At 61.6% G+C, this 22,926-nt stretch carries 22 protein-coding genes; 9 read left to right on the top strand and 13 right to left on the bottom strand.

Annotated elements, in window-relative coordinates:
• Positions 1-28: 28 nt before the first annotated feature.
• Positions 29-1,582: a glutamate--cysteine ligase gene (gshA, locus tag ACFOZ5_RS16705; protein WP_379889386.1), complete on the top strand. Its 1,554-nt coding sequence runs from the start codon at positions 29-31 to the stop codon at positions 1,580-1,582.
• Positions 1,583-1,655: 73 nt separating this feature from the next.
• Here gshA and ACFOZ5_RS16700 read toward each other — a convergent pair whose 3' ends face one another.
• Complete coding sequence (locus tag ACFOZ5_RS16700) at positions 1,656-2,099, bottom strand: flagellar basal body-associated FliL family protein (RefSeq protein WP_379889384.1); 444 nt, start codon at positions 2,097-2,099, stop codon at positions 1,656-1,658.
• 119 nt (positions 2,100-2,218) lie between these two features.
• Between ACFOZ5_RS16700 and ACFOZ5_RS16695 the strand changes: the two genes are divergently transcribed.
• Together ACFOZ5_RS16695 and rsd are read left to right on the top strand one after the other, a co-directional pair.
• A complete protein-coding gene (locus ACFOZ5_RS16695) occupies positions 2,219-2,719 on the top strand; it encodes a disulfide bond formation protein B (RefSeq protein WP_379889382.1) in 501 nt (166 codons plus the stop codon).
• Positions 2,720-2,991: 272 nt separating this feature from the next.
• Positions 2,992-3,474, top strand: a complete 483-nt coding sequence (rsd, locus tag ACFOZ5_RS16690) for a sigma D regulator (protein WP_379889380.1) — start codon at positions 2,992-2,994, stop codon at positions 3,472-3,474.
• 74 nt (positions 3,475-3,548) lie between these two features.
• Here the strand turns inward: rsd and ACFOZ5_RS16685 are convergent, their stop codons facing one another.
• The 3 genes from ACFOZ5_RS16685 to ACFOZ5_RS16675 form a co-directional block, all read right to left on the bottom strand.
• The gene (locus tag ACFOZ5_RS16685) at positions 3,549-4,271 is read right to left on the bottom strand and encodes an FKBP-type peptidyl-prolyl cis-trans isomerase (protein WP_379889378.1); all 723 of its coding nucleotides are present in this window, start codon (positions 4,269-4,271) and stop codon (positions 3,549-3,551) included.
• 120 nt (positions 4,272-4,391) lie between these two features.
• Positions 4,392-4,781 carry a DUF4124 domain-containing protein gene (locus ACFOZ5_RS16680; RefSeq protein ID WP_379889376.1) on the bottom strand — a complete coding sequence of 130 codons (390 nt, stop codon included), beginning with the start codon at positions 4,779-4,781 and terminating at the stop codon, positions 4,392-4,394.
• Positions 4,778-5,320, bottom strand: a complete 543-nt coding sequence (locus ACFOZ5_RS16675) for a DUF2390 domain-containing protein (protein WP_379889374.1) — start codon at positions 5,318-5,320, stop codon at positions 4,778-4,780. Before ACFOZ5_RS16675 ends, ACFOZ5_RS16680 begins: the two co-directional genes overlap by 4 nt.
• A 122-nt stretch (positions 5,321-5,442) precedes the next feature.
• On the opposite strand from ACFOZ5_RS16675, the gene ACFOZ5_RS16670 reads away from it, so the two are divergent.
• Positions 5,443-7,371 (top strand): ATP-binding cassette domain-containing protein, encoded by a 1,929-nt coding sequence (locus ACFOZ5_RS16670; RefSeq protein ID WP_379889372.1) that lies wholly within the window; start codon positions 5,443-5,445, stop codon positions 7,369-7,371.
• Between the two features lie 273 nt (positions 7,372-7,644).
• On the opposite strand, the gene ppx is transcribed toward ACFOZ5_RS16670, so the two are convergent.
• A complete protein-coding gene (gene ppx, locus ACFOZ5_RS16665; RefSeq protein WP_379889370.1) occupies positions 7,645-9,159 on the bottom strand; it encodes an exopolyphosphatase in 1,515 nt (504 codons plus the stop codon).
• Between the two features lie 474 nt (positions 9,160-9,633).
• Between ppx and trxA the strand changes: the two genes are divergently transcribed.
• Together trxA and mobA are read left to right on the top strand one after the other, a co-directional pair.
• Positions 9,634-9,960, top strand: a complete 327-nt coding sequence (trxA, locus tag ACFOZ5_RS16660) for a thioredoxin TrxA (RefSeq protein ID WP_379889368.1) — start codon at positions 9,634-9,636, stop codon at positions 9,958-9,960.
• 69 nt (positions 9,961-10,029) lie between these two features.
• Positions 10,030-10,605 (top strand): molybdenum cofactor guanylyltransferase MobA, encoded by a 576-nt coding sequence (gene mobA / locus ACFOZ5_RS16655; protein WP_379889366.1) that lies wholly within the window; start codon positions 10,030-10,032, stop codon positions 10,603-10,605.
• Positions 10,606-10,780: 175 nt separating this feature from the next.
• On the opposite strand, the gene ACFOZ5_RS16650 is transcribed toward mobA, so the two are convergent.
• The 4 genes from ACFOZ5_RS16650 to moaB are packed head-to-tail and all read right to left on the bottom strand — an operon-like array spanning position 10,781 to position 13,290.
• Entirely contained in the window at positions 10,781-11,236 is a 456-nt protein-coding gene (locus ACFOZ5_RS16650) for a molybdenum cofactor biosynthesis protein MoaE (RefSeq protein WP_379889364.1), read from the bottom strand.
• A 2-nt stretch (positions 11,237-11,238) separates the two neighbouring features.
• Complete coding sequence (gene moaD, locus ACFOZ5_RS16645; RefSeq protein WP_379889362.1) at positions 11,239-11,499, bottom strand: molybdopterin converting factor subunit 1; 261 nt, start codon at positions 11,497-11,499, stop codon at positions 11,239-11,241.
• A 4-nt stretch (positions 11,500-11,503) separates the two neighbouring features.
• Positions 11,504-12,718 (bottom strand): molybdopterin molybdotransferase MoeA, encoded by a 1,215-nt coding sequence (locus ACFOZ5_RS16640; protein WP_379889360.1) that lies wholly within the window; start codon positions 12,716-12,718, stop codon positions 11,504-11,506.
• Entirely contained in the window at positions 12,718-13,290 is a 573-nt protein-coding gene (moaB, locus tag ACFOZ5_RS16635) for a molybdenum cofactor biosynthesis protein B (RefSeq protein WP_379889358.1), read from the bottom strand. The genes ACFOZ5_RS16640 and moaB overlap by 1 nt, the downstream gene beginning before the upstream one ends.
• A 387-nt stretch (positions 13,291-13,677) precedes the next feature.
• Here moaB and rho point away from each other — a divergent pair, with 387 nt between their 5' ends.
• From rho to ACFOZ5_RS16620, 3 genes are all read left to right on the top strand, one after another.
• Complete coding sequence (gene rho, locus ACFOZ5_RS16630; RefSeq protein ID WP_379889356.1) at positions 13,678-14,940, top strand: transcription termination factor Rho; 1,263 nt, start codon at positions 13,678-13,680, stop codon at positions 14,938-14,940.
• A 120-nt stretch (positions 14,941-15,060) separates the two neighbouring features.
• Positions 15,061-16,548 carry a 4-hydroxy-3-polyprenylbenzoate decarboxylase gene (ubiD, locus tag ACFOZ5_RS16625; protein WP_379889354.1) on the top strand — a complete coding sequence of 496 codons (1,488 nt, stop codon included), beginning with the start codon at positions 15,061-15,063 and terminating at the stop codon, positions 16,546-16,548.
• A gap of 1 nt (position 16,549) precedes the next feature.
• Complete coding sequence (locus ACFOZ5_RS16620; RefSeq protein WP_379889352.1) at positions 16,550-17,554, top strand: 2Fe-2S iron-sulfur cluster-binding protein; 1,005 nt, start codon at positions 16,550-16,552, stop codon at positions 17,552-17,554.
• A 173-nt stretch (positions 17,555-17,727) separates the two neighbouring features.
• Here ACFOZ5_RS16620 and ACFOZ5_RS16615 read toward each other — a convergent pair whose 3' ends face one another.
• The 4 genes from ACFOZ5_RS16615 to purH form a co-directional block, all read right to left on the bottom strand.
• Complete coding sequence (locus tag ACFOZ5_RS16615) at positions 17,728-18,333, bottom strand: methyltransferase domain-containing protein (RefSeq protein ID WP_379889350.1); 606 nt, start codon at positions 18,331-18,333, stop codon at positions 17,728-17,730.
• Entirely contained in the window at positions 18,333-19,898 is a 1,566-nt protein-coding gene (locus ACFOZ5_RS16610) for a cation:proton antiporter domain-containing protein (RefSeq protein WP_379889348.1), read from the bottom strand. Before ACFOZ5_RS16610 ends, ACFOZ5_RS16615 begins: the two co-directional genes overlap by 1 nt.
• A gap of 109 nt (positions 19,899-20,007) precedes the next feature.
• Positions 20,008-21,300, bottom strand: coding sequence for a phosphoribosylamine--glycine ligase (purD, locus tag ACFOZ5_RS16605; protein ID WP_379889346.1), 1,293 nt, complete (start codon positions 21,298-21,300; stop codon positions 20,008-20,010).
• Positions 21,301-21,325: 25 nt separating this feature from the next.
• Positions 21,326-22,906, bottom strand: coding sequence for a bifunctional phosphoribosylaminoimidazolecarboxamide formyltransferase/IMP cyclohydrolase (gene purH / locus ACFOZ5_RS16600; protein WP_379889344.1), 1,581 nt, complete (start codon positions 22,904-22,906; stop codon positions 21,326-21,328).
• Positions 22,907-22,926 lie beyond the last annotated feature (20 nt).

Genomic DNA, 22,926 nt, shown 5'->3' with positions numbered 1-22,926 from the left:
CGTTTTCGGGTGATCATAGGAGTCAACCATGGCTGCATCGCGCCAGGCGCTGTTTTCACAGCTCACGGCCAGTGACTGGGACGGTTTCCTGAAAGGAGCCGAGAAAGAAGGCTTGCGGGTGGACCGCAATGGTTATATTGCCCAGACACCCCACCCCGTGGCGCTGGGTTCGGCATTGACGCACCCCCGCATCACCACCGACTATTCCGAGTCACTGATGGAGCTGATCACGCCGGTGTGCCGCAGCACCGAGGAGATGCTGGCTTCACTGCGGGATATCCACTGGTTCGTGCACCAGCACCTGGGCGACGAAGTCCTCTGGTCCGCCAGTATGCCCTGTGAGCTGGATGGCGACCCCAGCATCCCCATTGCCGAGTACGGCAACTCCCATATCGGTCAGCTCAAGCATGTCTACCGCCAGGGGCTGGCAGTGCGATACGGGCGCATGATGCAGAGCATCGCCGGTGCCCACTACAACCTGTCGTTGCCGGACAGCTTCTGGCAGAAGTGGCAGCAGCAGCTGGACAACAACCAGTCTCTCAAGGACTTCAAGTCGGACCAGTATTTCTGGCTGATCCGCAACTTCCGTCGCCACAGCTGGCTGCTGATGTTGCTGTTCGGGGCGTCGCCGGCACTGGACGCCAGCTTCGTGAGAGGCATGAAGCATCAGCTGGCACCCCTGGGGAAAGACTCCTGGTTCGGTCGCCAGGCCACGTCCCTGCGTATGGGCGACCTGGGTTACCACAATAACGCCCAGTCATCGCTGAACATCTGCTTCAACGAACTGAAGACCTACACGGAAACCCTGGACCGTGCCATCCACACCGACTGGCCCGAATACCAGAAGATTGGTACCCGCCGGGGGGACCAGTTCATCCAGCTCAACACCAGCATCCTCCAGATCGAGAACGAGTACTACAGTGCTGTGCGCCCGAAGCGCACTACCGAGCGGGGTGAGAAGCCCATTCAGGCCCTGGATGACCGGGGCGTGGAGTACATCGAGGTGCGCTGCCTGGATCTTGATCCGTTCTCGCCGCTGGGCCTGAACGCCCCCCAGGTGGATTTCCTGGACCTGTTCCTGCTGGGGTGCCTGTTGAGAGACAGCCCGCGTATTGGTGATGAAGAATGCGAGCGGCTGGATGATAACTACAAGGATGTGATCAACGAGGGGCGCAACCCCGAGCTGCGACTGACCCGCTGCGACCAGACCACCCCGGTCATGGATGCCGCGCGGGAAGCCCTGGATGGTCTCGGGGAGCTGGCGGAGCAGCTTGATCACTGGCAGGGCGGTACGCGCTACCGGGAAGCCCTGGCAGTTCAGCGCGACAAGGTTGAGGACCCCGCCCTGCTGCCTTCGGCCCGGGTTGTCGCCGCCATGGAAGAGACCGGGCGCGGGCACCGGGATTGGACCCTGGCACTGTCCCGGGAGCACCAGAAGGCCCTCCAGGATGCCGTGCCGGATGAGCGGGTGCGTGCCGATTTCGAGCGGATGACCCGTGAATCCCTCGAGGAGCAGCGCGCCATGGAAGAAGCCGACAAGGCCAGCTTTGCACAGTTCCTGGAGAACTATCTGGCCAGTTGATGGTCACAGCGGCGGTCTGGTGCCCCGTTCGGTGAATTCACTGACCTGCTGAACCAGTGAGAGTCTGCTCCGATTAACGCTGGATCACGAACGAAGTGAACAGTACGTCGACAATCTCTTCACCGGTCTGCTGTTCCTCCAGCACCTGGTTCATCCGGTCGCGGGCTGCCTGTCGCACCGCCTGCTGGCCTTGATGGCCGGACAGCGCATCCAGGTCGGTCTGTTCGCCAAAAAGCATGACCAGTTCATGGCGCAGGCGTGGCATGTGGGTTTCAATGGCAGCCTTGGCAGTTTCGGTGCCGACCCGCAGGCTGACATCGGCCTTGAGGTAGGCGGGGCGTTCAGTGGGTTCACCGACATGGGTGACGAATGACGGTGTCATTTCCACATATTCGGTGTAGCTTTCGGTGGTTTCCTCGTCGTTCTCCGGTGCTTCCTCTTCATCCGCCGCCAGGGCGGGCAGTGAGAGGGCAGCGGCCAGGAGCAGGCTGATCCACAGGGTATGGGGTCGATTCATTATCGGCGTTCCTGGTTCATTTTTCATGGAAGTCTGGTTCGCAGAATAACAGGGCCCGAAGGCTGATGCAGCCATTACGGGCCACTGCGGCAGGGCTTTGGCAGGAGGTTATTGTTTACATGCGCAGGCTGATTTTTCTCTTCGCGTTTCTGGTTCCCGCCGGGTTGCTGGCTGTGGCGTTCTACATGGAGCATGTCATGGGCCTGGAGCCCTGTCCGCTTTGCTGGCTGCAGCGTTTCGCCTTTATGGGGGTGGCCGCGGTGGCCCTGGTGGCCTTCCTCCATAACCCGGGTGATATCGGTGGCCGGATCTATGGCTTCCTGCTGTCCGTCGCCGCGGGTATCGGTGTCGGGCTTGCTGGCAGGCAGTTGTGGTTGCAGAGTCTGCCGGAGGACCAGGTGCCGGCCTGTGGTGGTTCCGTTGATTTCATGCTGCAGGTGTTCCCGCTGATGGATGTTCTGGCCATGGCCCTCAAGGGCACCGGCGACTGCGCCAAGGTGATCTGGACCTTCCTGGGGCTCAGTATTCCGGGCTGGACGGCGGTGTTCTTTACCCTGATCGTGTTGGCTGGTCTGGCTATTCTGTTTGGCCTGATACGAGGCCCTGCCGGTAATCGCTGAGGGTGCCTGGCCCCGTTAAAGGTGATTTTTGTGGCAACCAGTACGCCCTGCCACCCCGGCGGGGCGCTTTTGTTCTCGTCATACGCAACACTCGCCGCGCCCCATTATGACGCATCCCTGGACGGATCTGGCGGCTGTGGTACGGAGTCTCCCCCAGGCTGCTCTTTGATGCTTGCCCGGTCGATCCGAATTGGGGTAACTTGGTTTACCACGTTGATGCCAAGCCAACGCATTAAGCCAACACCCAATAAAAACTCCGCCCGGGAGGCACCATGTTAGACAACTGCCAGAATGCGAAGGAACGCTGGGGGGGCGTCCACCAGCTGATAGACCGCTGGCTCAAGGAGCGCCAGGAACTACTGGTTCATTACTGCGATCTCTCGGATACGGCGCGGGGTACCGCATCGGAAGATCTGGGCAAGAAGCTCGAGCGGCTCTGTGAGATCCTGGTGGATTACACCTCTGCCGGTCACTTCGAGATCTATGAGCAGCTGATCCAGGAAGCCCGTGAATTCGATGACGGCGGCATTGAACTGGCTGGGCGCGTTTACCCCCGAATCAGCGAGACCACCGAGGTGGTGCTGGACTTCAACGAGCGGGTGGACGGCAAACGCCCGGCAGAGGCGGAAATGGATGACCTGATGACGGAGTTGTCCCGGCTGGGTGAAGCCCTGGAGACCCGTTTCGAGCTGGAAGATTTTCTGATCGAACACCTGCACAACGCTCACGCCGGCAAGGTGCCTTCCTCGGCCTGAACGTACTGTTGAGTTGTGAAACAGAAAGGGCGGCTCTCGGGCCGCCCTTTCTTATGCTTTCAGAGCCGTCTGGCTTACTCTTGCTCCGCCCCCGGGTTCACTTCCAGAAGCTCCACATCAAACACCAGGGTTTCATTCGGGCCAATGCCCATGTTGCCGCCGGGGCCATAGGCCAGGTCAGACGGAATATACAGCTTGTAACGGCTGCCCTCGCTCATCAGCTGAAGGCCTTCGGTCCAGCCTGTGATCACCTGGTTCAGGCGGAAGGTGACTGGCTCGCCCCGTTCACGGGAGCTGTCAAAGACCTCACCGGAAAGCAGTTCGCCGGTATAGTGGACTTTCACTTCGTCCTCGGGACCAGGCTTCTCACCCTCGCCTTCTTCCAGCACTTCATACTGAAGGCCGGAATCCGTGGTCATGACCTCCTCACGTTCAGCGTTCTCTGCCAGGAAGGCCTCACCCTTTTCCTGATTCTCGGTAGCGGCCTGTTCCATTTCCTGCTGTTGCTTCTCCTGCATCTCCTGCTGGTAGGCCAGCATGGCGTCCTGGATTTCCTCACGGGTCAGGCGGGCCTGATCGCCACCGGCGTGACCATGGCGGAAACCTTCGATGAACTGGTCCAGTTCCAGGTCCGGGAGGTCATTCTTGATGCGCTCCGCGAAGACGATGCCCATGCCGTAGCTGACTTTCTCGCTGTTGGTTTCCAGGGGCGCCTGGGTTACCTCGGGAGTCTGTGTGCCCGCTGAACAACCGGCGAGCAGGCCGGCAATAGAGAGGGCAATAAGCGATTTCTTCATGATCGTTCCTGTCAGATTGAATGTGTTGTCTGGAGAGTCATTACGAGGACCAAAGGTAACGTCTTTAAGAGTCTGATACCACTGACGGTGTCGTAATTCTGGAACGGCGGGAATGGCTGCTCAGCTACCGTTCCGGGGATAACCGGGGTCCAGGGAAAATGGAGCGGTATAGGGCGAGTCCAGGTCATCGTCGGCCGGATCGGGGCTGTCGGGGGTTACCGGCTGGGTTTCCCGGCCGGGCTCAATCGCCAGGGTGTACCATGGGCCCTCGGATGGTGGCTGATCGGCATAGTGCCAGCTGCCATCGTCGTCCTGCCACTTGAAAACGATGTCCGGCCCTTCCGGGGTGACCGGGGCAGGAACCACGGCCTCGAAGGACGGTATGGTGCTGGATTGCCGATGTTCCGGAGTCGGGCCGGCAGGGTTGTCCGGCGCCTTTACGCCATAGACGATAAGCCCCATCAGTACCGCGAGGGCGGGGAAGGCGAGCCGGATCAGCCAGCGGGTCATGTCTGCTGGCTCCCCTGTCGGTGGCGCTGCCCGGCGGAAGTGGTCATCATGAGCTGTGCCAGATGTCTGATCATGGGCTCCGTCGTCTCGTGGTTGCTGCCGTTGGTTGCCGGGGCAGCCTGCCGGAGATTGGCCTCCATCCGGTCCCCTTCCTCAGGCATGCCGGCAAGGTCGCTTTGCCTTATTACCAGCCATGCCCGGTACAGCTCGATTCGTTCGGCTTCCAGCTCGGCCCTTGCCAGGCTCTCCCTCAAAGGGATGAGCAGGCTATCCGATTTATTCAGGGATTTCTTCAGAGATCGTATCGACTCCGTCACATTCCGGCGCCATTGCCCAATGGCTTGCGGCTCGCTGCCGGTATAGGCCAGGCCCTGGCTGGCAAGCCAGCCCGCGCAGAGTAGCCGGGTGACACTCCAGCCCTGTTCCTGCAGGGCCAGGCACAGGTTGCGGGCGGCTTCCTGTTGCCAGAGCGACAGGGCAAAACGCCAGAGTGGTGTGTCTGTCTCCGGCCCGTTGTTGTGGATTTCCCCGTCCGACATTACCCGCTCTTCGTTCATCCCACCGGATGACTGACGCCTGGTCCGCCGTTTGGTTCATTCGCTGACCTGCTGACAATCAACCAAACGGGACACCAGTCCGATCGGGACGTTATAATCCCGCGATGCTTACGATAACCGATCTCAGTTTACAACGCGGTGGCGTCTGGTTACTAGAGTCCACCAGCGTCACTATCCAGCCCGGCCAGCGTGTCGCCATTGTTGGTGCCAACGGGGCGGGAAAGTCGAGCCTTTTCCAGTTATTACTGGGGCAACTGAGCCCGGAGCAGGGCAGCGTGAGCCTGCCTGGCGGCTGTCGCATCGCCCATATGGCGCAGGAAGTGGAGGCGTCGCCCCGCAGCGCGCGGGATTTCGTGCTTGATGGTGACACCCGACTGCGGGAGCTGGAGGCGGAACTGGCGGCGGCAGAGGCAGCGGGCGATGACCATGGGATGGCCCGGATTCACGGCGAACTGGATGTGCACGAGGCCTGGTCGGCACCCCGGCGGGCGGAGACGCTGATTCGTGGATTGGGGTTTGTGGACGGTGATGCGGACCGCCCGGTGTCGTCCTTTTCCGGTGGCTGGCGGATCCGGCTGAACCTGGCCCAGGCACTGATGAAACCATCCGACCTGTTGTTGCTGGACGAGCCCACCAACCACCTGGACCTGGACGCCTGTCTGTGGCTGGAGAACTGGCTGGCCCGCTACCCGGGCACGCTGCTGTTTATCTCCCACGACCGGGACTTCATGGACCGGGTGGCCACTCACATCATCCATTTCGATCGCCGACAGCTGGTCCAGTACAGCGGCAACTATTCCGCCTTTGAAAGCCAGCGCAGCGAACGGCTGGCGCAACAGCAGGCCAACTACGAGAAACAGCAGGCCCGCATCGCCGAGATCCAGCGCTTTATCGACCGGTTCCGGGCCCAGGCCACCAAAGCCCGCCAGGCCCAGAGCCGGGTCAAGTCCCTCGAGCGAATGGAGCAGATAGCGCCGGCCCACATTGACTCACCGTTCAGCTTTAGCTTTCCCATGGCGGACAAGGTCTCCAACCCCTTGCTGTCGATGCGCCACGGCAAGGCGGGACATGGTGATACGGTGGTGCTTTCCGATCTGAATCTGACCCTGCTGCCTGGTAGCCGCATCGGCCTGTTGGGCCCCAACGGTGCCGGCAAGTCCACGCTCATGGATGCCCTGCGCGGAGAGGCCACGCTCCTCGGTGGTGAACGCACCTGTGGCGAGCACCTGGCTATTGGCTACTTCGCCCAGCATCAGCTGGAATCGCTGGATCTGGACGCCAGCCCGTTCCTCCATCTGCAGCGGCTGGCCCCGAAGGCCTCGGAACAGAGCGTGCGCAATTTCCTTGGCGGCTTCGACTTCCATGGCGACGAAGCCCTCTCGCCGATCCGCTCCTTCTCTGGCGGAGAAAAGGCGCGGGTGGCCCTGGCCGTGATTGCCTGGCAGAAACCCAACCTGTTGCTGCTGGACGAGCCCACCAACCACCTGGATCTGGAAATGCGCCAGGCGCTGACCATGGCGCTGCAGAATTTCGAGGGCGCCATGGTGGTGGTTTCCCACGACCGGCATCTGTTACGCAACACTGTGGATCAGTTCTGGCTGGTTACCGATGGCACCGTGGCGCCCTATGAAGGGGACCTGGAAGATTACGAACGCTGGCTGGCCGATCGCCGCAAAGACGATGACCAGCCGCCGCGGCGGGAAACAGGGACGCCCCAGGCCGATGCCGGTACAGGCCTGACCGCCGACCAGCGCAAGGCCCGCAAGCGGGAACAGGCGGAACTGCGCCAGCAGCTGAGCCCCTGGAAGAAACAGCTGGCCCGGGCGGAAAAGGCCATGGAGGCGGCGCAGGCGAAACTGGCGGAGCTGGAAGATGCCCTGTCCGACGCCTCGCTGTACGAGGCGGGTAACAAGGAGCGGCTCAAGGAGTTGCTGGCGGCGCAGTCGTCTGCCCGGGCTGCCCTCGACGAGGCCGAAGCCAGCTGGCTGGAAACCGGAGAGAAGCTGGAAGAACTGGAGGCCCAGCTGGATTGATCCCTAGTGTCCCGTCTGACTAATTCCTTAATCTACTGCTTGCCTCTGAGGACTCTGACCAAGGCGCCAGTCTGCAGGTGTGGTGGTTCCACATCAAAGACTGGCAACACAGGCTCAGAGTCCTCAGAGGCAAGCCCTTCGGGAGCTTCTGAAAAACCGAATAGCGTCGTTCTGCTGGCTCGATTTGGAGCCACCAAACCTTCACCAGCACGCCTGGCTCTTCGGCTTTTCAGAAGCTCAGTAGGTTAAGGAATTAGTCAGACGGGACACTAGTCAGCGGGTCTGGATATCCAGGGCGAACCCCTGCCGGCCGATGTACTCCCGTTCGTTCTCGAAGTCCGCCAGGGTCAGCGGCCGATCGCTGAGCCATTCCTCATCAAAGATCAGTGTCAGCTGTTTTCCCGACGCTCTGGCTTTGACGGCGGGAGGCGGATCGTAATTGCGGGCGTGCTGCAGCAGAACACCCAGCCGGAGCAGCACCGCCAGGCGCTTCAGCCGGTTGGCATCGTCGGTTGAAAAGCCGTCAAAGATCGATGTGCTGAACTTGCGGCGATGCGCCCGTACCAGGGTGGCCAGCTCCTGCTGGAACTGTTGGGTGAATCCGGGCAGGTCGGAATAACGCAGCAGATAGGCGCCATGTTTGTGGTATTGGCTGTGGGAGATGGTCAGGCCTATTTCGTGGAGCCGGGCCGCCCAGCGCAGTAGCTCCTCGTCCGCCATCGTATCAATGTCCCAGTCGCGGCATACCGCCTGCCAGAGTGCCATGGCGGAAGCCTCGACCGCTTCGCCATGGCGCTGGTCCAGGTGATAGCGCTCCTGCAGGGCGCTGATGGTTCGTTCGCGGACATCCTCGTGCTGTATGCGTCCGAGAATGTCGTATAGCAGGCCTTCCCGGAGTGCGCCGTCGGCATAGGTCATGGACTCAATGCCGAGAGACTCGAACGCCGCCAGCAGGATGGCGAAGCCCGCCGGGAAGATACTCTGGCGGTCGGTGCGTACCCCCAGGTCGGCAAGCCGGCGCACATGGCCCATGTCGATCAGCCGACGGCGAAGTTCGCGCATACTCTTGAGGTCGAGGGTGCCATCGGTAATGCGCAGGGTCGCCAGCACACTGGCCACCGCCTTGATGGAACCGGATGACCCCACCGAGCTGTGCCAGCCCAGCTCCCGGTAGCGGGAGCGGATATTGAGCAGTTCCTGTGAGGCATGGGTGACCGCCTGGTCCATCTGCCGGCGGTTGATCTTGCCGTCGGGAAAGTAGCGGTTGCGAAAGGACACGCAGCCCATGTGCAGGCTTTCCAGGGCCTGGGTTTCAAAGCGCTCGCCGATGATGAACTCGGTACTGCCGCCACCGATGTCAATCACCAGGCGACGACCGGTGTCATCGGACAGGGTGTGGGAGACACCCAGGTAGATCAGGCGGGCTTCCTCCCGGCCGGCAATGATCTCGACCGGGTAGCCCAGCACCTCCTCGGCGCGGGCAATAAAGTCGTTGGCATTGCGGGCTACCCGCAGGGCGTTGGTGCCGACAACCTGCACCGCTTCCTGGGGCATGCCGCTGAGTCGCTGGGCAAAGCGCCGAAGGCAGTCCAGGCCCCGCTGCTGGGCTTCCTCGGTGAGGTTGTTGTGTTCATCCAGCCCGGCTCCCAGCTGGACCTTCTCACCCATTTTCTCGAGGGTTCGTATCTCGCCGTGAACCTGGCGCGCCACCACCATGTGAAAGCTGTTGGAGCCCATGTCGATGGCTGCAAGCAGCTCGGAGGCGTTGGCGTTGTCTGAAGCCGTCACGTGTCTTGAAATCCTCTTGCCACGATTTATAGTGCGTCGCATTGCCCGTGAAACGCCACAGCCGGTACTATAAGCGAAACCGTGCCAGCCTGTCAGTAACGGGGTGGTGTCCCGGTTGGTGAATTCTCTGACCTACTGCGTGACGCCCTGTGGGAGCCACTGAGGGCCTCGATAGCCGTGTTGCGCTGACTCGATTTGGGCCCAACCAAACCTTCGCCACCGCGCCTTGCTCTCAAGGCCCTCAGTGGCTCATTAGATCAGTGAATTCACCAACCGGGACACTGGCCAGCATCAGGGTTTGCACATAGGGACGCTTCACAGGCGGACGAGAAATCGCGTAAAGTAACGGGATCGCTTTTTCATAGCACCCGACATTTTATTCGCGACGGTGAGGTCACCGTCAAAAGATCCAGACCACCAAGTGCCCCTCGCATCATCGTGAGACCGGCCTGGTGACAGAATCAGGAAACAGTAATGAGCGGAAATATTGTAAACGTAACCGACGATTCCTTTGATCAGGACGTTCTGAACGCCGACACCCCCGTACTGGTGGACTACTGGGCGGAATGGTGTGGCCCGTGCAAGATGATTGCACCGGTACTGGAGGAAATTGCCGAAGAGTACGAAGGCAAGCTCAAGGTCTGCAAACTGAACATCGACGAAAACGAGCAGACCCCGCCCAAGTTCAACATCCGTGGCATCCCCACGCTGATGCTGTTCAAGAACGGCAACGTGGACGCCACCAAGGTAGGGGCCCTGTCCAAGTCCCAGTTGGCCGCATTCCTCGACAGCAACCTGTAATCTCCGGTTGCTGGCCAAAAACCGCCCCTGGACAGCAGGTTCACGGGCGGTTTTTTTATGGTTGAGAGCATGAGTGAATCGGTCATTGCCGGCCTGATCCTGGCCGGAGGCGAAGGCCGCCGCATGGGCGGCGTCGATAAGGGGCTGGTGGACTGGCACGGCCGGTCTCTGGTGGCCAGGGTTATGGATGCGTTGGCGCCGGTAGCCTCTCCCGTATGGATCAGTGCCAACCGCTCCTTGGCGCAGTATCGCCTCTACAGTGATCGCCTCGTTGGTGACCCCGCCGGTTTCCGGTGGCAGGGCCCCATGGCCGGTCTCCTGGCCGGGCTGCGGGCGGCGGCTGAGTCTGGCGCTGACGCGGTCGTGGCCTCCCCCTGCGATACCCCCAACGTCACCCCCGAGCTGTTTCGTACGCTCTACGATGCCTACCAGACCGGGCCCGGCTCGGCAGTTGTTGCCCGGTCGGGTGATAGACTGCATCCGCTACATGGGGTCTACCCGGTATCACTGGTACCCATGCTGGAACAGAGACTGAAGGTGGGTGACCGGAAGGTCATGGCGTTCGTCGAGGCGGCCGGGGCAAGGTTTGTGACAATTGAGCCGCCAACGCTTTTCGACAACATCAACCGCCTGAGAGAAGAATAACCGCTGGCCAACAAAACGAGTGGTTAACTAAAGGCGCAAGGCACTCTAGTCTGGTCGGTTCCGTGGTGGGGGAGGCTTTTCTGCAGGGAAAAGGTGTCTGAGCGAAGCGAGTTCTTTTCCCGGAAGAAAAACTTTCCCCTCCGCGGGACCAGCCCCCGAATACCAGCCAGGAAAACTACGACTCCCAACGATCCCCAAGCTGAACGTCGGTGTCCTTCTGCTCAACCCAATGCTCACCAGACTCCGTCAGCTCCTTCTTCCAGAACGGCACACTGGTCTTGAGAATATCCATTAAAAACTGACAGGCGGCAAAGGCATCCTCACGGTGAGCACTGGCCACACCCACAAAGACAATCTGATCCGTGAGTTTCAGGGTGCCGACCCGATGGATGACCCTCACACTACGTAACGCCCAGCGCTCCCGGGCCTGCCGGATCAGATCCTCGATCACCTGCTCCGTCATGCCCGGATAATGCTCCAGATACAGGCCGGTGACGCCACTCAGATCGCCACTGTCCCGCACCAGCCCGGTAAAAGTTGCAATAGCCCCGGTACCGCCACCGCTGTCCCTCAGGCGGGCGTACTCATGGGCTACGTCAAAATCCGCCTCACCGACACGAACCTCGGTCATCGTCAGCCCCCTGTTACCGGAGGGAAAAATGCCACCTCATCCCCGGGTTGAACCGGCGTTTCGGGTCTGGCCATGGCCTGGTTGACCGCAATCATCACCGGCTGACCGTGCGCCAGCTGCTGCCAGCGGCCGCCCCGGCTGGCCAGGTGTGTCAGCAGGTCGCCAGCAGTCTGGGGTCCGTTGCAGGGCAGGGATTCACCGTCCGTATCCAGCTCTTCCCGCAGGCGTGCGAAATAGCGAATGGTTACCGTGTTGTCGGTCATGGTCTCACCCGAGCAGTTCACTGAATGAATAGTAGCGAATGGTATCGCCCGGGGCGACCGTGGTGTTCTCAGGCACGACGGCCAGGCCATCGCCCCAGCAGGCGGAACTCAGCACCCCGGAACTCTGGTTGGGGTAGGCTTCCACGACCACCCCGTTCGCCCCGGCCTCCTTGCGGGCCCTGAGGAACTCCCGCCGCACAGAAGGTTTGTCCACCGTAAAGCCGGCCGCCAGCGGCTCGCCCAGGGGGCGGTAGCGGCGGTTACCCTGACAGTGACGAATGTAGGGCAGCCCTGCCACCAGGAATGTCACCAGAACGGCAGCGGGGTTCCCGGGCAGGCCCAGGACCGGGGTGCCGCCAATGGCGCCAAACGCCAGGGGCTTACCCGGCTTGATGGCCAGTCGCCACAGGGACAGTTCGCCTTTCTCCTCCAGCACTGCCCGCACGTGATCTTCCTCGCCCACCGATACGCCGCCGCTGGTAATGATCAGGTCCGCCTCTTCAGCTGCTGCCAGCAGGCTGTCTCGGGTGGCATCCCGTTCGTCACGCAGGGTGTCGCAACGGGTGATCTCGCACCCCACCGCTTCCAGCAGCCCGGTCAGAGTGAAACGATTGGTGTTGTAGATCTGGCCGGGTTGCAGTGGTTGCCCCGGATCCACCAACTCGTCGCCGGTGGAAAACACTGCCACCTTCAGGCGGCGAAGAACCGTGACCTCACCAATGCCCATGGAGCCCAGCAACCCCATCTCCTGGGGGCGAATGGGCGTGCCCGCGGACAGGGCTGTGTCGCCCTGTTTCAGGTCCTGGCCCTGGCGCCGGATGTTCTGGCCGGTGTCCACTGCGGCGGTAACCGTAATGCCGTCACCCTGTTGCTGGGTGCGTTCCTGCATGACCACGGAATCGGCCCCGGCGGGGATTTCCGACCCGGTAAAGATGCGTACCGCAGTGCCGGGGGTAAGCTCCCCGGGTGGCTCGCCCGCGGCTACCCGGCCGGACACCGGCAGAACCGTGTGATCCGTCAGATCCGATGCGCGCACGGCATAGCCGTCAACGGCGCTGTTGTCCGCTGGTGGTACATCCGCCGGCACCGCTATATCGGCTGCCAGTACCCGCCCCAGTGTCTGGTGGAGGGGCAGGGTGCAGGTCTGTGTCAGCACCCGGGCCCGGGCCAGAATGTGGGTGAGGGCGTCGTCGAGGGAGGTCAGATCCTGGCCCGCCATCAGCCCAGCGTCCTGTCGCCGATTTTCTCATCAACGCGGTGCAGGGGGCGCTCCGGTTTGCGCTGCACCAGAGCCGAGAAATTGCACGGCCCGTGGCGGCTGTCCAGCTGGGTATTGAGAATGCCCTCCCAGCCAGTGCGACAGGCACCGGTGGATCCGGGCAGGCAGAAAATGACCGTGTGGTTGGCCAGGCCACCGAAGGCGCGGGACTGGATGGTGGAGGTGCCAATGTCCTGTTGTGACAGGCGCCGGAATTCTTCCCCGAACCCGTCAATGGTCTTGTCCAGCAGAGGGGCGACCGCTTCCGGGGTGCTGTCGCGCTCATGGAAGCCGGTGCCGCCGGTAATCATGATGGCGTGGATCTGAGGGTCGGCGATCCAGCGTGACATCAGCGCCCGCACCAGGTAGACGTCGTCCGGCAGCATGCGACGGGCGGCGAGCCGGTGACCGGTGGCCGTTAACTGGTCTTCCAGGTATTGACCTGACGTATCCTCGTCCGGGCCCCGGGTGTCAGACACGGTCAGCAAGGCGATATTGAGGGGGGTCAGTTCACCGGTGGGTGTGCTGCTCATGGAAGTCTCCGCATTGTGTTCGATTCTATGGTGACAGTATCCGTATTGGCAGCCGGCATTGGAAGGGAATACCCCAACGGGCGTAGGTGGTATCCTCCCTGTAATGGCCATAGATCCACTGAGAACCAGGTGCCATCGTGGAAAATCCGATGCGAAATTGGACGGCAACACTTGACAGGCACGCTATAGGTAGTCGATTATCCTGTTTGCTTGGCGAACGGTTGTTCTCCTTGTCCCTGGCCTCAACACTTTTCCGGAATCCATCACCACCGGTTGCTCCATCTGGCCAGCATCAACTTTATTTAGTGTTTATCTGATCAATCCGTTCAGGGGCTTCCCTGTCATACCAACTATCGCTTACTTCCATTCCTGATAATCCTACAAATTATGAATCTGACCGAACTCAAGCAGAAGTCCATGCCCGAATTGCTCGATATTGCGGCGGAAATGGGCCTGGAAAACCTGGCCCGTTCGCGCAAGCAGGACGTGATTTTCACGATCCTGAAGAAGCATGCGAAAAGTGGCGAGGACATATACGGCGACGGCGTACTGGAAATCCTGCAGGATGGCTTCGGCTTCCTTCGCTCTGCAGACGCCTCCTATCTGGCGGGCCCGGACGACATCTACGTGTCCCCGAGCCAGATCCGCCGCTTCAACCTCCGTACCGGTGACACCGTTGCCGGAAAGATCCGGCCCCCCAAGGACGGCGAGCGCTACTTTGCGCTGCTCAAGGTTAACGAAATCAACTTTGACAAGCCGGACAACGCCCGCAACAAGATTCTGTTTGAGAATTTGACTCCGCTGTTCCCGGATGAGCGATTGATACTCGAGGCAGGCAACGGCAGCACTGAAGACCTGACCTCCCGGGTGCTCGACCTGGTGGCGCCCATCGGCAAGGGGCAGCGCGGCCTGATCGTATCCCCGCCCAAGGCTGGTAAAACGCTGCTGATGCAGGGCATTGCCCAGGCCATCACCCGTAACAACCCCGAGTGCCATGTAATGGTGCTGCTCATTGATGAGCGTCCGGAGGAAGTGACGGAGATGCAGCGCACCGTTCGCGGTGAGGTCATCGCCTCCACCTTTGACGAGCCCCCGGCCCGTCACGTCCAGGTGGCGGAAATGGTGATCGAGAAGGCGAAACGCCTGGTGGAGCACAAGAAGGATGTGGTCATCCTGCTGGACTCCATTACCCGTCTGGCTCGCGCCTATAACACGGTTATTCCGTCATCCGGCAAGGTACTGACCGGTGGTGTTGACGCCCACGCCCTGGAAAAGCCCAAGCGCTTCTTCGGTGCGGCCCGTAACGTGGAAGAGGGCGGCAGCCTGACCATCCTGGCGACCGCACTGGTGAACACCGGCTCCAAGATGGACGAGGTCATCTACGAGGAGTTCAAGGGCACCGGTAACATGGAAGTGCACCTGGATCGCAAGATCGCGGAAAAGCGTGTGTACCCGGCCCTCAACATCCGCAGCTCCGGCACCCGTCGTGAGGACCTGCTGATGACCGAGGCTGACATTCAGCGGATCTGGATCCTGCGCAAGCTGCTGCACTCCATGGATGATGACACGGCGTCCATCGAGTTCCTGCTGGACAAGCTCAAGGAAACCAAGACCAACGACGAATTCTTCCAGTCCATGAAGCGTCGTTAAACCAGCCTGATCCTCCTGTACCCCTGGTACGGGAAGGCCTCTCCGCCCGGCGAGCCATGCCGGGCGGAAGTCTGACTCTTCCAGCCGATCGTATGACTTCCGACTGAATCGGAGCCATCCATGAAATACAACGACCTACGTGACTTCCTGGCACAGCTTGAACAACAGGGTGAGCTGACGCGTATTTCCGTGGAAGTTGACCCCTACCTGGAAATGACCGAGATCTGCGACCGCACCCTGCGGGCCGGCGGGCCGGCGTTGTTGTTTGAAAACCCCAAAGGCTACGACATGCCCGTATTGGGTAACCTGTTCGGCACCCCGAAGCGGGTCGCCATGGGCATGGGTCAGGACAGTGTCACGGCGCTGCGGGATGTGGGCAAGTTGCTGGCCTATCTGAAGGAGCCGGATCCTCCCAAGGGCTTCCGGGACGCCATCGAGAAGCTCCCGCTGTTCCGGCAGGTGATGCGTATGAGCCCCAAGGTGTTGCGCTCGGCGCCCTGTCAGGAGGTGGTCCTGGAGAAGGACGAGGTGGATCTGGGCAGGATTCCGGTCCAGCATTGCTGGCCGGGGGACGCCGGCCCGCTGGTAACCTGGCCCCTGGTAATCACCCGCGGACCCCACAAGGAGCGTCAGAACCTCGGTATCTACCGGCAGCAGGTGATCGGCAGGAACCGCCTGATCATGCGCTGGCTCAGCCATCGTGGTGGTGCGCTGGACTTCCAGGAATGGCAGCGGGCCCATCCCGGTGAGCCCTTCCCGGTGGCGGTGGCCCTGGGCGCCGACCCGGCCACCATCCTGGGGGCGGTCACGCCGGTGCCGGATACCCTGTCGGAATATGCCTTTGCCGGCTTGTTGAGAGGGGCGCGTACCGAACTGGTCAAGGCGGGCCTGAGCGACCTGCAGGTGCCAGCCAGCGCCGAGATCGTGCTGGAAGGCTTTATCTACCCGGATGACACCGCCCCGGAAGGGCCGTTCGGTGACCACACCGGCTACTACAATGAAGTGGACGAGTTCCCGGTGTTCACCGTGGAGCGAATCAGTCACCGGAAGGACCCTATCTACCACAGTACCTACACCGGGCGACCGCCGGACGAGCCGGCCATCCTGGGTGTGGCGCTGAACGAGGTCTTCATTCCCATCCTGCAGAAGCAGTTCCCGGAAATTGTCGACTTCTATCTGCCGCCGGAAGGCTGTTCCTACCGGCTGGCGGTGGTCACCATGAAAAAGCAGTACCCGGGTCATGCCAAAAGGGTGATGATGGGCGTATGGTCATTCCTGCGCCAGTTCATGTACACCAAGTTTGTGATTGTCACCGACGACGACGTCAATGCCCGGGACTGGAACGACGTTGTCTGGGCCATGACCACCCGCATGGATCCGTCACGGGATACCACCCTGGTGGAGAATACCCCGATCGACTACCTGGACTTTGCCTCACCGGTATCCGGCCTCGGCTCCAAGATGGGCCTTGATGCCACCAGCAAGTGGCCGGGTGAAACCGATCGGGAATGGGGTACTCCCATCACCATGGACGACGAGGTCAAGCGCCGGGTGGACGAAAAATGGGACAGCCTGGGGATTGAAACCCCGCACCGTCGCCCCGAGTGATATGGCCAGACATGCATTTCGTACGATACTGCGGCCCTCTCTACTAGGCTTCAGGTGCCGTTCCGGCGAGGATCTGCTGAGCTCCGCAGCCAGCGCCGGTATCGCCGTGCCGGCCTCGTGTCGCAACGGTGTGTGCGAAATCTGCGAGGCTCGCCTGCTTGCCGGCGAGGCTCTCAATACCCGAAACCAACAGACCATCAAGGTCGGTGACCGCCTGATGATGTGCCGTACCGAGGCCCTCACCGACCTGGAACTGGAGATAGACACCGTTATGGCCGCCGGACAGAATCCGCCCAAGACCTTTCAGGCCAAAGTCGCCGACGTGCGTTCCATCAGCCACGATGTCTATCGTGTGGAACTGCAGCTGAACCGTCGCCGGGAGGTCAGCTTTCACGCGGGCCAGTATCTTTCGGTCAACCTCCCGGATGCCGAGCCCTGTTACTTCTCCATTGCCAGTAGCCCCCTGGCCCAGGCGATCGAGCTTCATATCCAGGCAACCCCGGAGTGGGTGTCGGCCCAGAAGGTGATTGATGCCATCATCAAGGGGCCGGAAGTGACCGTGGCGCTGCCCCACGGCAAGGCCTGCCTGGCGGTGGCTCCGGAAAAGCCCCTGCTGTTCGTGGCTGCCGGAACCGGCTTTGCCCAGGTCAAGAGCATGGTGGACTACCTGCGGGAAACCCGTTACGACCAGCCCGCGACGCTCTACTGGGGCGTGCGCCGCCCGGAGGACATGTACCTCAGGGAGTTGGCGGAGACCTGGGAACGGGAATGGGAGCCTTTCACCTTTGTGCCGGTCGTGGGTGACAACGACGACAACGACTGGAGTGGCCACCACGATCAGCTGGTGGATGCCGTGCTCCGCTCCGGTACCGACTGGAGCAACGTCCAGGTCATGGCCAGCGGTTCACCGGTGATGGTCTATACCCTGATGGACGCCCTGATCGAAGTGGGCCTGCCGGAGTCTGATTTCTATTCCGACGTGCTGGAGTATGCGCCGCGGGATTGACTGATGTTTAGCCTCGGAATCCACGGCAGAACACGGGAAAAGATAAAAATCGTTCGCCACGGACGCTCACGGACCCACACGGACGAGAAGATAAGTTCTGTTGTATTTGTCCGTGAGTGTCCGTGAGCGTCCGTGGCTAAACGTTTTTCCCTTTCTTCTGCCGCAAATACCCTTTACAGGCGGGTAAACACCGCCACCTGCGTTGGCGGCCCGCACTCCGGGTCGTCCTCACCGATACCGCTGAACCTTACCTGGTAGCCGGACTGTTTCGCGGTCGTGGTGCACCATTTGCGGAACTTGTCGCGGTTCCATTCGAACCTGTGGTCCGGGTCGCGAAATTCACCGGGTCGTAAGCCGTACAGCGGATTGTATTCAGCGTTGGGGGTGGTCATCACCAGCCAGCCGGGGCGATAGTGCTCAAAGACTGCCCGCTGGACCTCCGATAGCCGGCCGGGATATACGTGCTCAATGGTCTCCACCATGGCGGCTGCGTCGAAGCCGGAGAGTTCCAGGTCGCTGTCCAGGTAGCTGCCCTGCAGGAGGGACAGCCGGGGTTCTCCGGGCGCAATGTCATCCAGCATTGTCCGGGCCTGCCTTAGAGAAACCCCGGACTGTTCCAGGCCGGTGATCCGGGTATAGACCGGCTCCCGCACCAGTCGACGCAGCAGCGAGCCGCTGCCGCAACCCAGGTCGACGACGCTTTTCGCGCCGGACCTGCGGATCAGGTCGGCCACCCGGTCCAGACGTTCCTCGTGGAGCGAGCTGGACTGGGTATCCATCAGGAAGCGCCGCTGCTGGGGGCAGGATGTCGACGGTCGGTCAGGTGGCTGGCCAGGGCAACCCCGGTTTCACTCATGGTCAGGAAGGCCTCATCGGCGCCCGCCTCGCGAATCTTGTCTGCCTCATCCGCATAGCCGGTATGGGCGACCACATACCCGGAGAAGCCCTTTTTGCGCAGCATGCGTGCGGCAATCACCTTGCCCTCGATATCGTTCATGGCCAGGATGACGGCTTCCAGCCGGGGCATGTGCAGGCCCTCCCAGAAGGTGGTGTCCTCGGCGTCGGCGAACACCACGTTACGGCCCTTGTCCGCGTGTTGTTGCGCCTTGGCCGGATCCGAGTCCAGGCCCATCAGGTTGGGTTCCTCTTCCTGCAGTCGGTCGTAGGCCGCGGTACCGGTGCGCCCCATGCCCATCACCAGCACCCGGGTATCGCCCAGGGAAACCGGCTGTTCGTCGGGGTGACGGCGACTGCTTTCCAGCGGCGCCAGCCGATGGGCCAGTCGTTCATAGAGGGGGTGTGCCAGACGATTGAGCGGCGCAGATACGATGAATGACAGCGAGACGGCAATGGCCAGCGGCACCAGCCAGTCCGGCAGAGCGACACTGGCCACAATCAGGCCAAACTCGCTGTAGTTGGTGAGGGCCAGACTGGACAGAAAGCTGCTGCGGGCGCGCAGGCGGAACAGTAGTAGCAGGACGAAAAACAGGATGCCCTTGAGTGGCAGCACCAGAAAGGCGACCAGGGCATAACCCATGGCCGTGGCATCCGGCAGGCCGCCGATACCGATCTGAAGGAAAAAGCCCACCAGGAATATTTCTTTCACGCTCCACAGGGATTTGGACAGCTCCTGAGCGCGCGGGTGATTGGCGAGCATGGCACCAAAGATCAGCGCCCCCAGCTCTGAACTCAGCCCCAGGGCTTCAAAACCGAGCCCCCCAATCACCAGCGCCAGCAGCAACCCCAGCAATACCAGCAGTTCATCGTGGCCGCTGGCGTCGAGAAGCCGGTACAGAAACGGGCGCAACAGGGGCAGGGCGAAGAGCACCACCGCCCAGTAGGAGGGCGTCTTGCCCGCCGCAATACTCATGACCGCCAGGGCAATAAGGTCCTGCATGATCAGGATGCCGATGGCCACGCGCCCATGGAAGGCCCGTAGCTCCCGTTTGGCCTCGAGAACTTTCGCCGCCAGTACCGTGCTGGAGAAGGACAGCGCCACCGCAAGCAGAATGGCGGTTCTCCAGTCCACGCCGGCAATGTAGTAGAGCCCGGGTGCAAACACCGCGCAGGTAATGCCGAAGTGCAGCAGGCTGCCGCCGATCACTTCGGGGCTGATAACGGACTTGAGCTTCAGCTTCAGGCCCACGGTGAATAACAGCAGCAGGACGCCCAGGTGCGCAATGTGATTGAGGGCGTCGGTGTCTTCCGCCACCAATGGTGTAAACTCGGTCAATCCGCTGAGCAGGAAGCCGGCAGCCAGGTAGCCTACCAGGGGCGGTAGCCCGATGAACTTGACGAGCAGTCCCAGGGAAAAGGCAAAGGTAATCCAGAGGGCTTCTGACATTGGAAGGAAAGTCCCTGACTGACAACGATATTGTGCATCCCGGTATCGATTCTAGCGTGAACCGGGGCCCGATGTCGTTAACCGGGCCCGGTGATCGCTGAACGACTGGTCAGCCTTGAGCGGACTCCCGGACGATGGCCCGGTAGGCGATGTCTTTACGACAGAAGGCACCGTCCCAATGGATGCGGTCAGCCAGCTCGTAGGCCCGTTTCTGGGCCTCGGTGACGGAGTCGCCCAGGGCAGTGGCACACAGTACGCGGCCGCCGCTGGTGACCACGTGCTCCCCCTGCATGCGGGTGCCGGCGTGAAACACCTTTTCGCCGGCGGTTTCCGTTTCCGGCAGGCCTGAGATGGCGTCACCCTTGCTATAGCTGCCCGGGTAGCCACCAGCGGCCAGTACCACGCCGACGGCAGCCCGATCATCCCAGCGCGACTCACACTGGTCCAGGCGGCCATCAATAGCCGCGTTGCACAGTTCCACCAGGTCTGACTGCATGCGCAGCATGATGGGCTGGGTTTCCGGGTCGCCGAAGCGGCAGTTGAACTCGATGACCTTGGGTGCGCCGCTGTCGTCGATCATCAGGCCGGCGTAGAGGAAACCCTTATAAGGATGACCTTCGGCCGCCATGCCCCGGACGGTGGGATAGATCACCTCGTCCATGATGCGCTGATGCACATCAGCGGTGACCACCGGGGCCGGGGAGTAGGCCCCCATGCCACCGGTGTTGGGGCCGGTATCACCATCGCCCACACGCTTGTGGTCCTGGGATGTGGCCATGGGCACGACATGCTCGCCATCCACCACAACGATAAAGCTGGCTTCCTCCCCTTCGAGGAATTCCTCGATGACCACCTGGCTGCCGGCATCGCCGAAGGCATTACCCGCCAGCATATCGCGAATGGCGGCCTCCGCCTCTTCCAGGGTCATGGCAACGATCACGCCCTTGCCGGCGGCCAGGCCATCGGCCTTGACGACAATGGGGGCGCCCTGTTCACGGACATAGGCCAGGGCCTGGTCAACATCGGTGAAGTTGGCGTAGGCGGCTGTCGGAATTTTCTGGCGGGCCAGGAAATCCTTGGTGAAGGCCTTGGAGCCTTCCAGCTGGGCGGCGCCCTCGGTAGGGCCGAACACCCGCAGGTTACGGGCCTCGAACCGATCCACAATGCCCGCCACCAGGGGCGCTTCCGGGCCGACAATGGTCAGCCCCACCTCGTGGGTGGCGGCGAAGTCGGCCAGGGCGTCCAGGTCCATCACGTCAATGGAGACGTTTTCCAGGCGTGGTTCCAGAGCGGTGCCGGCATTGCCCGGTGCCACGAACACCCGGTCGGCGTGCGGCGACTGGGCGGCTTTCCAGGCCAGGGCGTGTTCGCGACCGCCGTTGCCAATAATCAGGATATTCATCTTGTTATGTCCTCTGGCTCAAAGCTTAGTGGCGGAAATGGCGCATGCCGGTGAACACCATGGCAATGCCGTGTTCGTTGGCCGCGTCGATCACTTCCTGGTCGCGCATGGACCCACCGGGCTGGATCACGGCGGTAATACCGGCTTCAGCAGCGGCATCGATACCATCGCGGAACGGGAAGAAGGCGTCGGAGGCCATGACCGAACCCTTCACCTCCAGGTTTTCATCGGCGGCCTTGATGCCGGCAATCTTCGCGCTGTAGACACGGCTCATCTGGCCGGCGCCGACGCCAATGGTGCGACCGGCGCGCGCATAGACGATGGCGTTGGACTTGACGTACTTGGCCACTTCCCAGGCAAACAGCAGGTCGTTCAGTTCGTCCTCGGACGGCTGACGCTCGGTGACCACCTTGACGTCGTCCATGGCCACCATGCCCAGGTCCCGGTCCTGCACCAGCAGGCCGCCGGTGACCCGCTTGAAGTCCAGGGCTTTCGCCCGGTCGCCGTCGAACTCACCGCAGGCCAGCAGGCGCACGTTTTTCTTGGCGGCAACCAGTTCCACAGCCTCAGGCGCAATGGTGGGGGCAATGATCACTTCCACGAACTGGCGGTCGATGATGGCTTTGGCGGTTTCCTCGTCCAGCTCCCGGTTAAAGGCAATGATGCCGCCAAAAGCGGAGGTGGGGTCGGTGGCAAAGGCCAGGTCATAGGCCTGGCGGATGTCAGCGCCGATGGCCACGCCGCAGGGGTTGGCGTGCTTGACGATGACGCAGGCCGGGTCGGCAAACGGCTTGACACACTCCAGGGCAGCATCGGTGTCGGCCACGTTATTGAATGACAACTCTTTTCCCTGGAGCTGCTTCGCGGTGGCTACGCAGGCCTCCTTCGGGGCACGCTCGGCGTAGAACGCGGCGCGCTGGTGCGGGTTCTCGCCGTAACGCATGTCCTGCACCTTGACGAACTGGGTGTTGAAGGTGCGGGGGAAGTCGGCGTTGTCGTTGTCTGCGGTGCGCCCACCCAGGTAGTTGGCAATGGCCCCGTCATAGCCGGCGGTATGTTCAAAGGCTTTGACCGCCAGGTCGAAGCGGGTGGCGTGGCTGAGGTGGCCGTCGTTGTCTGCCAGTTCCCTGAGCACCCGGCTGTAGTCGGAGGCATTGACCACGATGGCGACATCGTTGTGGTTCTTGGCGGCAGCACGGACCATGGTGGGGCCGCCGATATCGATGTTCTCGATGGCGGTGGCCAGGTCGCAGTCCGGGTTGGCCACGGTGTCTTCGAATGGGTAGAGGTTGACCACCACCATGTCGATGGGGTCAATGCCGTGCTCGCCCATGATAGCGTCGTCGGTGCCCCGGCGTCCGAGGATGCCGCCGTGGATCTTCGGGTGCAGGGTCTTGACCCGGCCATCCATCATTTCCGGGAAGCCTGTGTAGTCACTGACTTCAGTGACGGGGACCTGGTTTTCCTTCAGCAGCCGGAAGGTGCCGCCGGTGGAGAGGAGTTCAACGCCGGCTTCGGTCAGCTTGCGGCCGAAGTCCACAATGCCGGTCTTGTCGGAAACGCTGATCAGGGCGCGACGAACAGGGGTGCTTGACGGTTGTGCCATTTTCGATGCCTTCTTGAAAC

It is taken from the genome of Marinobacter lacisalsi, assembly GCF_042651045.1.
Lineage (GTDB): Bacteria > Pseudomonadota > Gammaproteobacteria > Pseudomonadales > Oleiphilaceae > Marinobacter > Marinobacter lacisalsi.
Note: the sequence above shows the minus strand (reverse complement) of the source record. Positions and strands in the feature narration are given on the sequence as shown.

What these genes read in the sequence shown, in the direction of transcription:
- gshA (WP_379889386.1), top strand. Translation starts at nt 29, where the DNA reads ATGGCTGCATCGCGCCAGGCGCTGTTTTCACAGCTCACGGCCAGTGAC.
- ACFOZ5_RS16700 (WP_379889384.1), bottom strand. Translation starts at nt 2,099, where the DNA reads ATGAATCGACCCCATACCCTGTGGATCAGCCTGCTCCTGGCCGCTGCC.
- ACFOZ5_RS16695 (WP_379889382.1), top strand. Translation starts at nt 2,219, where the DNA reads ATGCGCAGGCTGATTTTTCTCTTCGCGTTTCTGGTTCCCGCCGGGTTG.
- rsd (WP_379889380.1), top strand. Translation starts at nt 2,992, where the DNA reads ATGTTAGACAACTGCCAGAATGCGAAGGAACGCTGGGGGGGCGTCCAC.
- ACFOZ5_RS16685 (WP_379889378.1), bottom strand. Translation starts at nt 4,271, where the DNA reads ATGAAGAAATCGCTTATTGCCCTCTCTATTGCCGGCCTGCTCGCCGGT.
- ACFOZ5_RS16680 (WP_379889376.1), bottom strand. Translation starts at nt 4,781, where the DNA reads ATGACCCGCTGGCTGATCCGGCTCGCCTTCCCCGCCCTCGCGGTACTG.
- ACFOZ5_RS16675 (WP_379889374.1), bottom strand. Translation starts at nt 5,320, where the DNA reads ATGTCGGACGGGGAAATCCACAACAACGGGCCGGAGACAGACACACCA.
- ACFOZ5_RS16670 (WP_379889372.1), top strand. Translation starts at nt 5,443, where the DNA reads ATGCTTACGATAACCGATCTCAGTTTACAACGCGGTGGCGTCTGGTTA.
- trxA (WP_379889368.1), top strand. Translation starts at nt 9,634, where the DNA reads ATGAGCGGAAATATTGTAAACGTAACCGACGATTCCTTTGATCAGGAC.
- mobA (WP_379889366.1), top strand. Translation starts at nt 10,030, where the DNA reads ATGAGTGAATCGGTCATTGCCGGCCTGATCCTGGCCGGAGGCGAAGGC.
- ACFOZ5_RS16650 (WP_379889364.1), bottom strand. Translation starts at nt 11,236, where the DNA reads ATGACCGAGGTTCGTGTCGGTGAGGCGGATTTTGACGTAGCCCATGAG.
- moaD (WP_379889362.1), bottom strand. Translation starts at nt 11,499, where the DNA reads ATGACCGACAACACGGTAACCATTCGCTATTTCGCACGCCTGCGGGAA.
- ACFOZ5_RS16640 (WP_379889360.1), bottom strand. Translation starts at nt 12,718, where the DNA reads ATGGCGGGCCAGGATCTGACCTCCCTCGACGACGCCCTCACCCACATT.
- moaB (WP_379889358.1), bottom strand. Translation starts at nt 13,290, where the DNA reads ATGAGCAGCACACCCACCGGTGAACTGACCCCCCTCAATATCGCCTTG.
- rho (WP_379889356.1), top strand. Translation starts at nt 13,678, where the DNA reads ATGAATCTGACCGAACTCAAGCAGAAGTCCATGCCCGAATTGCTCGAT.
- ubiD (WP_379889354.1), top strand. Translation starts at nt 15,061, where the DNA reads ATGAAATACAACGACCTACGTGACTTCCTGGCACAGCTTGAACAACAG.
- ACFOZ5_RS16620 (WP_379889352.1), top strand. Translation starts at nt 16,550, where the DNA reads ATGGCCAGACATGCATTTCGTACGATACTGCGGCCCTCTCTACTAGGC.
- ACFOZ5_RS16615 (WP_379889350.1), bottom strand. Translation starts at nt 18,333, where the DNA reads ATGGATACCCAGTCCAGCTCGCTCCACGAGGAACGTCTGGACCGGGTG.
- ACFOZ5_RS16610 (WP_379889348.1), bottom strand. Translation starts at nt 19,898, where the DNA reads ATGTCAGAAGCCCTCTGGATTACCTTTGCCTTTTCCCTGGGACTGCTC.
- purD (WP_379889346.1), bottom strand. Translation starts at nt 21,300, where the DNA reads ATGAATATCCTGATTATTGGCAACGGCGGTCGCGAACACGCCCTGGCC.
- purH (WP_379889344.1), bottom strand. Translation starts at nt 22,906, where the DNA reads ATGGCACAACCGTCAAGCACCCCTGTTCGTCGCGCCCTGATCAGCGTT.